Raw genomic sequence first — 14,146 nt, forward strand, 5'->3', positions numbered from 1 at the left:
TTTAGTTAATTTTTAGTTTTAAATCAATCCATTCAAAATTATCTGCAATTTCTAAAGTGTATAAATTATTTCTATAATATGAAATTAAATGAAGTAGAATCTTATCATTTATTTGTTTCAATGAATAATGAGTAATCACTTTTCTGCCTAAACATTTTTTTACAAAATTCCTTAATTTACTGACTTCATTACTTTTGAAACGAACAGCAATAATTTGATTGGAAAAAGAATGTAAATACCCATATAAAAAATGATCTACAACTTCCTTCTCAGTTCCAAAAATTGCAGAAATTGAATAAGAACTTAAATTTGCAAAATCATCCTGAGAATAAACTTCTCCCCATGAATTAGAATTAACATTTGATAAACTTGTCAAATTAAATTTCAAATGTTCATGATTAATTCTTATTATGTTTTCTACTTGTAGTTCTTTTGTCAATTTATTCCTTTGTCGCATCATATAGGATGGATGCCATTGATGAAGCAATAATATTTCTTTATCATACCAAATTGAAGTAAAACCATTATTTACCAATCTAAAATGAATATCTACATCCTCGGCTCCCCAAAAATGAAAAAACTCATCAAAACCATTGATGTTTTTTACCAAATTAGTAGGAAACAATGATATACCTTTTGCATCAATTTTTGAATTTAACTTTATTGAATACAAATCAAAACTTTTACTTACAGCACTCTCGCTTTTTGATAAATACCCAACTTTAAAAAATGTAATTTGAGACTCGTTTTTTAATTTATGTAATTTTTCAACAAATTCAGGATGAAAAACCATATCAATATCTGCAACTAAAAAATAAGACTCTTTTACACTTTTTATAATATAATTTAATGCCCTAGATTTATTCCAAGGTTGGTTCAAATAAGGCAAAAAATTATAATTAGTAAAGCTAAACTTTTCAACCACCGACTTAATTTGTTCAGCAATATTTTGTTTTGAACCATAATCTACAAATTCTACTCTGAAATTTAAATTGGTTTGTTCTAATAAAGATTGAAAACAATTTTCAACTCTACTTTGATCCCTATTTCGAAATGTGAATATTATCACTATTGGCTCTGTCATATCTTATAGTAGTATACGTTATTTTTATAAAATCCAAAAAAGAAAAAAAGCTGCGATATTTAAATAGTAAAATAGGGATTTGAGAAATACTCATCGATTTGTTTTTAAAAAAATACCCTCTGACTTTGAATTTTTTTAGATCATAAATTCTTCTTTTTAAAATTTCAATATTTAATTCGTCAGATTCTAATATTTCCATTTCTATCAACTTCAAACTTTCTAGCTGTTTCTGTAAATTAAACAAAGAGCCCGTATAATTGTCATTAAAAATATCCTTAAAAAAATCAAAACTTATTTGATTCGACTTCAAAAAATAATTCCATAAAAAGAATCTTGCTTCGAAAGCACTCTCAATTTGCAATGATTTCTTAATTTTTGACACTTGATTATGATGAACTCGATAAAACAAAAGAGGTTCTTGTATATTGTGAAATTTGGTTTTTAGTATCAATTTTGTCCATAAATTATAATCCTCAGCTGGCTCTTTATTAATTTCATAATTATCCTCAGGACTTAAAACTGATTTCCTAATCATAACAGATGGATGCGCGACTTCACATTCAAAGAACAAACTGGTCAAAATATCTTTATGAGACTGCTTTAATATTTTATACTTATCACTTGGAAATACAATATAATTAGAACCGCAAACTCCTACCTCTGGATTTTTTTTAAGAAAATCAATTTGTTTTTCAAATCTATACTTATCCATAATATCGTCACCATCCATTCGCGCAATAAACTCCCCTTTTGCTATTTTAATTCCATAATTTAAACTATCTGTATATCCAGTGTTTTTTTTTTTTAATATAACTTTGATTCTTGGATCATTGTAACTTCGAATAATCTTAACAGTATTATCTGTAGATTTATCATCTATAAAAAGACATTCATAATTTACAAAACTCTGATCCAAAATACTAATTAAAGTTTGGTCAATAAAAAGCTCCACATTGTATACGGGTATCACTACTGTAATTAATGGCTTATCCATTTAAAAAAAGTTCTTATTAATACCAATTGTTAATTCTCCACATTCAAGTGTCATAAAATTATAGTACTCTAAAATATTTTCAATTTTAGATTTTAAAACAAACTCTTCATGAACCTCAATCGAAATTATTTTGGTTACTTTAAGAAAAGAGCAACTTTCAATAGATTCAAATACAAATTGTTCTGCACCTTCAATATCCATCTTAATAAAATCTACAAAAACAAGATTATAATCTTTAATAATTTTATCAATTGTAATTGCTTTTAAACTTGTGACTTTATTTGTTGGACTTGTCGTAAAAGCCCAATCTTTGCCGTCTCTAAAATCATTATTTAAATCCAAAAACTTGCCGTCAACTGAATGAATCCCATAACACATTAATTCAAAATTATCTTCATAATTATTTAAAGCAATATTACTTTTTATCATCGCACAATTTTCTGTAGATGGCTCAATCGCAAATATTTTTGCGGGGTAAAATGCTTTAAAAAAAAACAATGAAGTATATCCTACATTAGCCCCACAATCAATAATAATGGGAAATTCAACTCTATGAAATCTCATAAAATCTGATATGAACTTATATTCTTTTTCAACAAATATTTGATTAAAAACCTGGTAATCACTATATGTAGAATCCCTACAAATTACATTTAAACCATTTGAAAATTTTATACAAAAACTCCCTTCCGTTTGATGTTGAAAATTGTAGTTCTGTCTTTTAACAATGTTTTTTTTGAAAAAATAAATTTTACGAAAACTACTTGAGAAAATAAATAAAAATATGAAACTAATTATTTTGGTAAACATGTTAAATTGCTTGTTAATCATTTCAAATACTTTTTGACTTCTTGTTTTGTAAACCCCTTCCATATTAAAAAATACCGCATTATTTTTTTGTTCAAGATTAATTTGGCAAACAATCTGCTTTTCATAAAATAAGCCAATTTAGAACTTGGTCGAATCGATTTTAATTTAAAATTACTTACATTATCATTAAACTCTAATCTAGAAACTGTATCAAACATCCAATCTTCAATAACATTCCCCATGTGGTAGGCATAATTATCTGCAGTTGACAATCGCCAAAAGCCTTTTTTTACAACGGGAATATCCAAAAATTGTCCTTCACTATTACCTCCTAATTTGTATTTTGTAAATCTACTTTTTAAATCATTGAAGACTTCTGCTCTATAAGTACAAACAAAATGTCCAGCACCTACAACCGCTTTCTTATCTGCATTAGTTACGGTCAAATATTTTTTTAGTTGAACCAGATTATAAAAATTGACGTCCCCTACACTTAATCCAAACATTTGTAATGCATCTGGATTTACTACTTGGGTACATTTCACTTTATTCGAGAAAAATAAATCCCAATACACATTGGCAGTATAAGTTCTCAAAGAACGTGAAGATGGTGTAGGGCAAACAGCTCCTGCTTTTGGAAAAGCTTCAAAAACAGAATAACTGGCCTCTTGCCATCCATTCAGGAAAAGTACATCGGAGTCCGAAATTGTAATCAAAGGAAAATTATTTCCCGAAATTCCTTTTAAAATGGCGTTAAGTTTTCCAATATTAGTAGTATGAATTACTTCCTGTATTATATTTTTAAGAAACAAATTATTCAGATAATCTACAACTTCTATACAACTTCCATTATTGACAATCGTAACGAATGTTTTACTGTGGATTGTTTTAAATAATGAATCCAAACAAAGTGTCAATATTTCAAAACTATCTTTAAAATAGCCCTCTTGATTGGGGATATAAACAGGAATAATAACCTGATGAAAATAATCAGATACAGGTTGAATTTTATCTTTGTATGGATTGGAACCTACTCGCATAATTAATTTATAATTTCTTCTCTAATATTTAAATTCCCTTTAAGAAAACTATACCCTTTACCTAAAAAAAGAAGTAAAATAAAGCCAATACTCAATTTAATTCTAGACTCAGTTTTAATTCTTTTTTGAAAAATTAAAACTCTTATGTTTCTTTTGTTTTGCGTTAAAATCTCTATTCTAGAATTAAACATGCATAATTCATAAATAGCAATCGAAATTCTAAAAGTCAAATACTCATTTATCAAATCCTTATCTTCAACATATTGTTCATTAACTAATTTTCTGGCTTTAGAAAAAAAAATAATTTTTGAATCTAGACTTGCTTTTTTATTTTCAATATTTTGAGTAATGCTTTCATTTCCTCTTCTGATAGAAAAAAGAAAATCTTTTAAATAAATATACTCAGGGAAATAAAGCAACATTCTAAAATGAAAATCTGATTCATGTGAATCAGTTAAATTCTCATCAAACAATTCCTTTTGATAAAAATATTCTTTTCTCCATAAAGGCGCTCCAGTAAAAAAAAAATGATTTTTAACTAGATAACTTAAGACAAGGCTATCTTTGGGATTCCTATTAGCTTCATTTTTTGATTGATCTGTAGAATCTTTATAAAAAGTCAAAGACTGGCTTGCACAAAAATCTAAATCACTATTATTCTCTAAAACTTCAACCTGTTTCTCTAGAAAATCAGAATGCATAATATCGTCACTGTCAAACCATTTAACATATTCGCCTTTACTCAATTCGAAACCATAATTCCTACAGGCATTAGCTCCTTTCTCCCTATCTATTGGTCTTTGATGATATTGAAACCGATTGTCTTTTTTTACATAATCGGCAATAAGGGTATCTGTAGTATCGGTACTCCCGTCGTCTACAATAATACACTCCCAATTTTTATAACTTTGCGCTATTATGCTTTCCAGCGTCTCACTAATTAGATGGACACGATTGTATGTAGGGATAATTATAGATACCAAATTATTGTTTAATTTTAAATCCATTTTTAAAAGAATTGAGTAACCTGTAATTTAATTCTACAAATAATCCAAATGAACCTTTGCTTATAGAATAATATAAAATTTTCAAATAATGTTTAATAAAAATTCTATTTAAAAAAGAAGCTATTAGATATTTTCTTAGTACCGAAACCTGACTTGGACTAAATTTATCTATTTTTTGAGAATACAATACCCAAAAAAACCTGAATTTAGCAATATCTTTTTCTTTTTTATTGGAATCGTTTCCTGATAAACTATAGTTACTATAACGTATTAATAATCTAGATTCATTTATTGAATAAATTAAATTATAGCTTGAGAAATCTAAAATAGCTATGTCATCAGCATACCAACCCAAGGGAAAATTTTTAAAACCTATTTTCATCAATTGTTCTTTTTGAAAAACATATTCACTAAGTGAACTTCTGGTTTCTTTATTTATTTTCTTTATTATAAAATCAGTAGCTTTTTCCAGTTTCGGATGTATGCAAAGCCCTGAAATAGAAACTCCACTCTCATCAATAACCTGAGTTGCATATCGCACTACAGCTATCCTTTCTTTTTCAATTTCCTTTAGGTTATTAAAAAAGGCCTCCACAACATTCGACCCTAAAACATCATCATCACCCAAAATCATTATCCATTCTTCATAACCTGATAATGCAATACACCGTTCCCATTGCTGTGTAAGTGAAGTTCCTCCTAAATTATTATCAAACCGATGGTAAACATAATCAAACTTTCCTTTATACTTTTCTAACAATATTGAAGGATTTTCTGGACTAGCATCATCGCCAATATAGACTTTAAAGTCTTGACAAGTTTGCAAAGACAAGGATTGCAAAGTAGCTTCGAGAAAAGTAAATTTATAATATGGGATTACTATAGCGAGCATTGTTCGATACCAATTTTTTTATTATTCTTCATCTTGCATCAGCTGTTTTAAATCTATTTCATTAGGCAAATATTGCGCAATCTCAGCTGGCAATTGTGTATAAGTATAAGTTGCAACTCCCATTGGTTGGTTCAGCATTTCTAGAGCGTATTCAACCGTAATGGTGCTTTTGCTTTTGCAAAGTAATATTCCAATACTCGGTTTATCATCTTCATATTTTACGGTTTTGTCGAGTAAATGCAAATACCAACTCAACTGCTGGCTATGTTCTGGTTTGAACTCTTGAGCTTTGAGTTCAATGGCAATCATACATTTTAACTTTCGATGGTAAAAAAGCAAATCCACAAAATAGTCTTTATCATCCAATTCCAATCGAAATTGCCTTCCCATGAAAGCAAAATCAGCCCCAAAACGACCTAATGTTTTGGTAATATTCAGCACCATTGCATTTTCAAGTTGTCTCTCTGTATGAATGTCCTCGAGTTCTAAAAAAGACAAATCATATTCGTCTCTAAATTCAAGACGGTATTCTACCAATTGATTTTCCTGAATTGTTTTTGGAAAATTATTCTGAAATAATTGCCATTTTGAGAAAGCATCAAATCGAATTTCCTCTTCCAAAACACTTCTACTCCAACCCCGTTCTACACAGGTTTGAAGGTAAAATGAAATTTCATCTTCCTGCTTGAATTTCGAAAAAATCAAACCCGTTTGTCCCCATGGCAATTTGGCCACAAGCTGTGGCCAAATTTCATTCTCACCACATTGTTCGTATATTTGCTTCATCCTTCTCAAATTACGAGAAGAAAAACCTTTAACTCCTGGATATTCGGCTTGTAAATCAATAGATAACTTATCAACAACAGAATTCCCCCAACCTCTTGAAACTTTTATAGAAATCACCTTTCCTATTTCGAGATACATCAAAATCATTTCGGTATTTACAGCTCTGAAACTTTTGAAACGAGCTTCATTGATTCGTTCCTTAATCTCCAAAATAGTTTGGTGATAATCATTTGGTAATAGTGAATTTGTCATAATTTTCATTTGGATCAAAAAATGATTTCAATATTCAAGGGTTTACAAAAATCGGAAATTATTTTATCTGTTTCCTGTATTTAGATTATACTATTCGTTAAAATCTCCCCTTACTCTTAGCATTGTAAATTCCTCTAGTCCGGCATCGTTACCAATATAAATATCAATGCATTGATGCTTTTTTAGTTCATTTACATTAATACGTTGACACCTCATTCAAAAAAATAAAATTCTCAATGTACACTTTTCCATCAAAAGTTTTTGATACGTTTATAACTTTTGCAAAATATACAGTTTGTTATCAATACGTTTAAAGATTTTTGTTGTGATTTCTAATATAAAAATGGTGTCGCCAACTAGCCAACGATTGTAAAGAAGTTTCAAAGAAAGTAAATTTGTAATATGAAATTACTATTGCTAGCATTATTTCAGTACTTCTTTTGTAGCTTCCAAATAAGCCGTTCCCCATTTTTGACACGGCTCCAAATGATTTCCTTCCGCCCATTCGTTCCAAGCATTTATAAATAAAAAATTTTCAGGAACAGTATCCCACGGATAATTTTCTTTGATGTACTTTAACCACGCTTTATACTTCTCTGGTGTTGAATGATGTAATATAAAGGGGCTTTCTTTTCGTCTTGCTGAATTGTCCCACATAGGGGTAAGACCCGGGTAAACATTACCTTTAAATCCTAGCCCTTTTTGATTTTCAATATATTTATTGTAATCAAAGTAATGGTCAAAAGCCTCCATCTTCATTCTAAACCTTTTCTTTATTCTATAACCAAGTGCCTTTTTGACTCTGTTTTTTGCTGATTTAAATAAAGAAACACCATAGGTTATTCCATCAGATTGTGTTCCAAAACTGGGTTGAAACTGAAATCCAAAATCAAAACCCATTTCTTCTGGCAAAAACGAATGCTCTTTATTTTGTGCAAATCCGATATAAATATCAGAGAAACCAGCATCTTGAACTGCTTTTCTCCAAATTGCTAATGTCTTTTTTATATCCGGAAATAATCTTGGACGATAAATTATAAAAATAGGTTTTCCATTTACTTTTATATATCGATCATCTTTAAAATATGTAATCAAATGTTGAATATGTTCTAAATCATCATCAAAACTATATTCTTGGTGTAATAAAACTTGATGATCAGCCCCATCCCAAGTCCTAGTCCAATTTTCATTAGCCCAACACATCATAAAAGGTAAATCTTCTTTTGGATTTTGCATTTTTCGATCCAAAGGTTCGTGCAAAACCCGTTTCCCATTAAACCAATAATGATAATAACAAAAACCATATATACCATAAGTTTTAGCTAATTCCTCTTGGGCTAAACGCGCTTCTTCTAATCTCAAGTCATAAAAACCCAAATCTGCTGGTAAATGCGGTTGATAATGGCCTTCAAATCTTGGCTGAGCCTTGGTAACATTTGTCCATTCAGTAAAACCCTTTCCCCACCATACATCATTTTCAGGAATGGGGTGAAATTGAGGCAGATATATTGCAATGGGTTTTATTTTAGAATTATTCATTTAATGCTTTTTTATACACTGATATTGTTTCGGAAAGATTTTTCTCCCATGAAAAAAAACTAGATCTCTTTATTGATTTTATAATAAGTTCTTTTTGCAAATTAGAATTCTGTAGCAAATTTAGCATATGAGAACATAATAAATCTGGATCAAATGGATCAATACAAATACCATAATCTCCAATAACTTCTGGCAATGAAGCTTGATTAGAACAAATTACTGGCGTTCCACATTGCATTGCTTCAATTACAGGTAAACCAAATCCTTCATAAAGTGACATGTACAAAAAACACAAAGCATTTGAATAAAACAAGGATAACTCATTATCTGGAACGAACTCAATAAATATAATGTTTTTATAGTTTTTGCACTTTTCGTACAACATTTTTTTTATTTCAAGTGAATCAAAAGTTCCAATAAGAATTAGTCCAATATCATTAAGCTCCTCTTGATTAACTAATTTAATATAGGAGTTAATAATATGTTCGGTATTTTTATATTTCTGATTTCTATTTAAACAAAGAAAGTATTTCTCAAAACCTAAATCATATTTTTCAAAAATCAAAGACAAACCCTCCTTGTTATTGTTTGGAAAAAAAATATTTCGATCAATCCCCAAATAAATTACATCAATTTGATTTTCGTTTAAATCTTTTCTGTATTCTAATAATTCTGATTTTGTAAACTCTGAAACACAAATAACTTTTGTTTGACTATCAATGGAATCATAAGCAGGTTTTAAAACATCTTTGAATCTAATAGGTGCTAAATCAGGTCTAGTAAATGGCATTAAATCATGTGAAGTAAAGACCCTTTTAATATTTCCATATTTTTTTATTACTTCTGGTATAGCTTCCATTGGTGAATGATAAATGTCAATCATTTCTAAAATTTTACTATTGTACGGATTTGAAATTAAAGGCTTTAAAATATTCAAATTATTATTCAACTTTCCTTTTATCTTTAAATTTAGACTGTGAAGAATTCTAAATAAATCTGATTGATTATTTACTAATTTTTTAGAAATATTCTCTATTTTATTCTCTTTTAAATACATAATAAGATTATCAATAATCTCTCTCTGATATTTATTTGAAGAGTAATACAATTCTATTTCGACTGAATTTTCTAATTGCTTGGTTAGTTCATAGATAACACGTAATCCTCCATGCATAGAGTTTTGTTTATAATGACTCCCAATCCAAGTAGTATCAAGTAATACTTTCATTTATTCAAAATCTTGATTTAATAGCTTTAGCCTTTTTCAATTCTGCAATCTCAAAAATATCAATTTTAGATTCTTTATGAATTGCAATTATATCATAATGCCAATCAAAGTCATGAATATTTCTCAAACATAATTTTACATATGCTTCAATTATTTCAGGTGTACAATCAAAATCAAAATGACTAAACTCTCCATATTTATTGAACCACAAAAAACGATTATACCCTTGCAATTTTAGAACTTCAAAATGTTGGAAGTAAGAATTATTTGTGTTTTTAACAATAATTGGATGCCATTCAAATATTACATATGGTTTAAATTTACTAAGTATTTTCGAAGCCCCTTTTAAAACAACTCCATCAAACCCATCCACATCAACTTTTAAAATATCAACATTATCACTAAGGTCTCCAAGCAATAAAGAATCTAGACTAATAGATTTGACTTTACTTTCTCCAATTGCACTTGCCGTACCAAGATGTGTTTTCACTAGGTTATTGATTTGTTTGTCATTAATATCACTTAATAATATATTATACATTGATGTTTTGGGAAAATATTTTTTATTACTATCCAAATAGTTATAAAACTCATAATCACCCTCAATACAAAAAAATGAACCTATTGTATTTGGTAAGTTTTTAATTAAAAGTAAGTTCGTATCTCCAGTTGCTGACCCGACATCAATAACTACTAATTCTCTATTTATTGAATTATAAACTGTACTTGTAAGTTGTATTAAGGGATTATTATAATTTCTAAACAATCTTGCAAATAATGGATATGAATTACCATTGTTCACCTTACATTCATAACCATGTATTTTAGTTGAAACAGCTCCTGAATACTTTTTAGATGACAATAACCAAACTTTCCTCCATAACCAACCTAATTTATTTCCCTTATCTCTGAACTTATAGTTTTTCAATAATAGATTATAAATGAAACTATAATATATATCTACTTTCATACTATGATTTTAACTCAAAAATTTCCCATTTATAATTAGGCACTACGAATCCTTCTCTATCAAGATCACTCTTTTTTATGCCCAAATCTTCAATTCTAACAGATAGTTTATCTTCAACAATATCAAACAATTTTTTCCTTGAAATAAAACTTGCTACAGTCAATTTGTATGTACCTGGCATTAATATGTTCTTAGAAATATTTACGACCAACTTATACTTACCTACATTGATTTCCTCTATATTATTAAAATCGTTTAATGAAGTTGTGAAAATTGGAATCCCCTCCATATTAACAAACTTTATTGAAGTTGTCGACCCTTTAACCAAACTACTTGCAGACAAATAAATATTAATTGTGAAATCTTCTCCAGTAGCTATCTGATTTGTTATAATTGATTTTGAATTTTGAATATTAATTTCATCAAAGTATAACTCCTTTGTCACGCTGGATTTTCTAATCCATTGAGAATCAAAATCCGAATTATTAATCAAATAGGAATTAATAATAGAATTAATATCTCCTATTAATTCAACTTTCCCTTTTTCTATCAGAATCCCCCTTGTACACAAACTCTTCACCGCCGCCATATTATGACTTACAAACAAAACAGTTCTGCCTCCTTCTCGCGAGATATCCTGCATCTTGCCTATGGCTTTTTTCTGGAACTCGGCATCCCCTACAGCCAATACCTCATCAATCACTAAAATTTCAGGCTCTAGAAAAGCGGCTACTGCAAAAGCCAAACGCACGGTCATTCCGCTGCTGTAACGCTTTACGGGGGTGTCTATGTAGCGCTCGCAACCGGAGAATTCAACAATCTCGTCCAACTTGGAGGCTATTTCTTTTTTGGTCATTCCAAGAATCGCTCCGTTCAAAAAAATATTTTCTTTACCGGTTAACTCCGGATTAAAACCCGTACCCACTTCAAGCAGCGAGGCAATACGCCCGCGGGACTTAATGCTTCCAGTTGTAGGTGCCGTAACCTTTGATAATATTTTTAATAGGGTAGATTTTCCGGCTCCATTCTTCCCAATGATACCTAGAACTTCACCCCTTTCTACTTCAAAATTTATGTCTTGCAAAGCCCATACATATTCGCTTGTTCCTTTGGTAGAGCGGTCATTGGTGTCTCCAATTTTAAGATACGGATCTTCCTTACCACGTATTTGATGCCACCAACGGTTCAAATCGTGACTCAAAGTTCCCGTACCCACTGTCCCTAAGCGGTATTGTTTGGAAATGTTTTCGGCTTTTAAAATTATGTCTTTCAAGGTTAGAAGTTAGAGGTTAGAGGTTGTTGGGATTTGCTTAATTAATTATCGTACAACCCAATTTTCAATTTTAATGCTGTTCAAATTTTGAAAATCCGACTCATTATCAGTCACTAAAGTCAGTTTGTTTTTAATAGCAGTTGCCCCGATTAGTAGGTAAAATTCATTGTGCATTGGATTACCCAACTTTTATAATTGTGACATAATAGCTTAAAATGAGACCAGCTCAATTGTCGCCAAAGCGTAGCGACAATTGGTATGAAAAAAGCTTACATTATTATTCTTTTAAGTGATTTTAGAAGAGTATACTTTCCTGTTTCAAATAATCCTTAAAATCGGAAACGGTTTTTTGAAAAAAAGGCGTCAATTGTAATGCTTCTTCATACAATTCCTGAAATGCAACAGCCGAATATTCATGTACCGCTTGATTTCTAAAACTTTTTAGCTCCATTAATGTATCGGCACTTTCTATCACACCTATCTTTTCTAACAAATTAAGTCTATCAATAAACAACAAATTATCTTCTCCCTTTAACTTAAAGAATCCTTTTACTATTTGTTGGAAGAAAACATCCGAATTCCTTGTTAATTTTATAATCAATGCATCGAAAGCTTCAGTTTCTTCAAAAGCATAATTTTCTTTTATACCAATTGCCCGACAATGTTCAAAAGACTTGGCTAGCCCTTCCATTGCAACGCTAAAGGATTTATACGATGCTGCAAATGCCAATTGAAATAATTCATTCATCGCTTAATAATTTTGCATAACTCAGAACATGTTTTTTAAATACGCTTTCATCATTCTTTGTAAAACTAACTACATCCATTTTTTGTTGACCGAATTTAGAAAAAAACAATTGTTTCATTTTAAATAAGTCCGTATGATGTAATTTTTTATCCGACAATACCAAAATATCAATATCACCCCCTTTTTTAGAATCGTCCACTCTAGACCCAAATAGATATACTTGATTAGAAGGCTCTTTTTCCTTCCAATACTCATAAATGAATTTTTTTTGTGCAACCGCTATTCTCATGGTTTTTATTTTCAGTTCAACACTATAGCAAAATTACGTTATTTTTTATTTACTATACACTAACAGCTCTTAACTAATAAACGTCAACTTCCTTATACCGTATCTATAAAACTCTTCTCTGTTTTATTAAAAATCAATAGTCCCACAAAAAACACAACTACCGTTACTACAAAAGTATATCCCAATCCCAAAAATGAAATTTGACCCACATTCAGCAACATATATCGAGTGGTTTCTATGACATAAGCTAGTGGATTGTATTGCACCAGCCAACCATAAGAAGGCAGTTTTTCTTTCAACAAAGCCATTGGATACATTACAGCCGAGAGGTACATCAACAATTGTACCCCAAAACCAATCAAATGATTAAAATCCCTATACTTTGTAACGAGTGATGAAATGAGCATTCCCAATCCCAATCCAAGAACCCCCATCATTACAATCAATACTGGAAAGAACACTACACTTGGATTCAAACTAATAGTGGCTCCCTGAAAATAATAAACCAGATAAAAAACAATAAAGATGCCACATTGTATCCCAAACTTCAACAAGTTGGAAATTACTATCGAAATGGGCACTACAATCCTAGGAAAATATACTTTCCCAAAAATATTTGCATTACTTCTAAAGGTATCCGAAGTTCCATTGAGACAGGCTGTAAAATAGTTCCAAACGGTGATCCCAGCCAAATTAAATAAAAATGGAGGCACTATTCCAGTATCAATACCTGCAACATTATTAAATATTATAGTGAAGGTAATCGAGGTAAACAAAGGCTGTATCAGGTACCAAAGTGGCCCTAAAACCGTTTGTTTGTAAACGGTAACAATATCTCTTTTTACAAATAAAAAGAGTAAATCACGATATTGCCAAACTTCTTTTAAGTTTAAAGAAAAGAATTTGTTTTTGGGTGTTATCTCAAACAGCCAATCGGTATTTGGGGTATTACTAGTGTTCATTTTTATGGAAAACTAAAAGTGAAATTTACGACATACAATTTTCACAGATTTAAATAAAATGCAAATGTAACAAATTAGAAAAGAGCATATAAGATCTAATTTGGATTACGCTCTACTTTAACCCAGATTCATCAGGTAAGGACATCAAAATTGAAAGCTTAAACCTAAGCTTGGTTTTTAATTTTTTGTAAAAAGTGATTTATTGTAAAATACAAATGTTGCTTGATTAAAACTGCTTCGCCATTGCAAGTCACATGAATGCTTACAAAATT

The 14,146-nt window shown here is 29.9% G+C and carries 14 protein-coding genes; all 14 read right to left on the reverse strand.

The window, feature by feature from the left end; translation table 11 throughout:
* Position 1: 1 nt before the first annotated feature.
* The 14 genes from AC8GF4_RS13815 to AC8GF4_RS13880 all read right to left on the reverse strand — a co-directional run bounded on the left by AC8GF4_RS13815 (position 2) and on the right by AC8GF4_RS13880 (position 13,874).
* Positions 2 to 1,084, reverse strand: coding sequence for a glycosyltransferase family 2 protein (locus tag AC8GF4_RS13815; protein WP_506595488.1), 1,083 nt, complete (start codon positions 1,082 to 1,084; stop codon positions 2 to 4).
* Positions 1,044 to 2,078, reverse strand: coding sequence for a glycosyltransferase family 2 protein (locus AC8GF4_RS13820; protein ID WP_506595489.1), 1,035 nt, complete (start codon positions 2,076 to 2,078; stop codon positions 1,044 to 1,046). Before AC8GF4_RS13820 ends, AC8GF4_RS13815 begins: the two co-directional genes overlap by 41 nt.
* A complete protein-coding gene (locus tag AC8GF4_RS13825; protein ID WP_506595490.1) occupies positions 2,079 to 2,909 on the reverse strand; it encodes an FkbM family methyltransferase in 831 nt (276 codons plus the stop codon).
* Complete coding sequence (locus AC8GF4_RS13830) at positions 2,906 to 3,928, reverse strand: glycosyltransferase (RefSeq protein WP_506595491.1); 1,023 nt, start codon at positions 3,926 to 3,928, stop codon at positions 2,906 to 2,908. Before AC8GF4_RS13830 ends, AC8GF4_RS13825 begins: the two co-directional genes overlap by 4 nt.
* Positions 3,929 to 3,930: 2 nt before the next feature.
* Positions 3,931 to 4,935, reverse strand: coding sequence for a glycosyltransferase family A protein (locus AC8GF4_RS13835; protein ID WP_506595492.1), 1,005 nt, complete (start codon positions 4,933 to 4,935; stop codon positions 3,931 to 3,933).
* Positions 4,913 to 5,827 carry a glycosyltransferase family 2 protein gene (locus tag AC8GF4_RS13840; protein WP_506595493.1) on the reverse strand — a complete coding sequence of 305 codons (915 nt, stop codon included), beginning with the start codon at positions 5,825 to 5,827 and terminating at the stop codon, positions 4,913 to 4,915. The genes AC8GF4_RS13835 and AC8GF4_RS13840 overlap by 23 nt, the downstream gene beginning before the upstream one ends.
* Before the next feature lie 21 nt (positions 5,828 to 5,848).
* Positions 5,849 to 6,865, reverse strand: coding sequence for a PDDEXK nuclease domain-containing protein (locus tag AC8GF4_RS13845; RefSeq protein WP_506595494.1), 1,017 nt, complete (start codon positions 6,863 to 6,865; stop codon positions 5,849 to 5,851).
* A gap of 423 nt (positions 6,866 to 7,288) precedes the next feature.
* The gene (locus tag AC8GF4_RS13850) at positions 7,289 to 8,404 is read right to left on the reverse strand and encodes a glycosyltransferase WbsX family protein (RefSeq protein WP_506595495.1); all 1,116 of its coding nucleotides are present in this window, start codon (positions 8,402 to 8,404) and stop codon (positions 7,289 to 7,291) included.
* Complete coding sequence (locus tag AC8GF4_RS13855) at positions 8,397 to 9,632, reverse strand: glycosyltransferase family 4 protein (protein ID WP_506595496.1); 1,236 nt, start codon at positions 9,630 to 9,632, stop codon at positions 8,397 to 8,399. Before AC8GF4_RS13855 ends, AC8GF4_RS13850 begins: the two co-directional genes overlap by 8 nt.
* A gap of 4 nt (positions 9,633 to 9,636) precedes the next feature.
* The gene (locus AC8GF4_RS13860) at positions 9,637 to 10,602 is read right to left on the reverse strand and encodes an FkbM family methyltransferase (RefSeq protein ID WP_506595497.1); all 966 of its coding nucleotides are present in this window, start codon (positions 10,600 to 10,602) and stop codon (positions 9,637 to 9,639) included.
* Between the two features lies 1 nt (position 10,603).
* Positions 10,604 to 11,875, reverse strand: a complete 1,272-nt coding sequence (locus tag AC8GF4_RS13865; protein WP_506595498.1) for an ABC transporter ATP-binding protein — start codon at positions 11,873 to 11,875, stop codon at positions 10,604 to 10,606.
* Positions 11,876 to 12,170: 295 nt separating this feature from the next.
* Complete coding sequence (locus AC8GF4_RS13870; protein WP_506595500.1) at positions 12,171 to 12,623, reverse strand: hypothetical protein; 453 nt, start codon at positions 12,621 to 12,623, stop codon at positions 12,171 to 12,173.
* A complete protein-coding gene (locus AC8GF4_RS13875) occupies positions 12,616 to 12,912 on the reverse strand; it encodes a nucleotidyltransferase family protein (protein ID WP_506595502.1) in 297 nt (98 codons plus the stop codon). Before AC8GF4_RS13875 ends, AC8GF4_RS13870 begins: the two co-directional genes overlap by 8 nt.
* A gap of 92 nt (positions 12,913 to 13,004) precedes the next feature.
* Positions 13,005 to 13,874: an ABC transporter permease gene (locus AC8GF4_RS13880; RefSeq protein ID WP_506595504.1), complete on the reverse strand. Its 870-nt coding sequence runs from the start codon at positions 13,872 to 13,874 to the stop codon at positions 13,005 to 13,007.
* Positions 13,875 to 14,146: the final 272 nt, after the last annotated feature.

Origin of the sequence: Flavobacterium rarum (SeqCode) (assembly GCF_965234445.1) — a bacterium.
In the GTDB taxonomy this organism is placed as follows: Bacteria; Bacteroidota; Bacteroidia; order Flavobacteriales; family Flavobacteriaceae; genus Flavobacterium; species Flavobacterium rarum.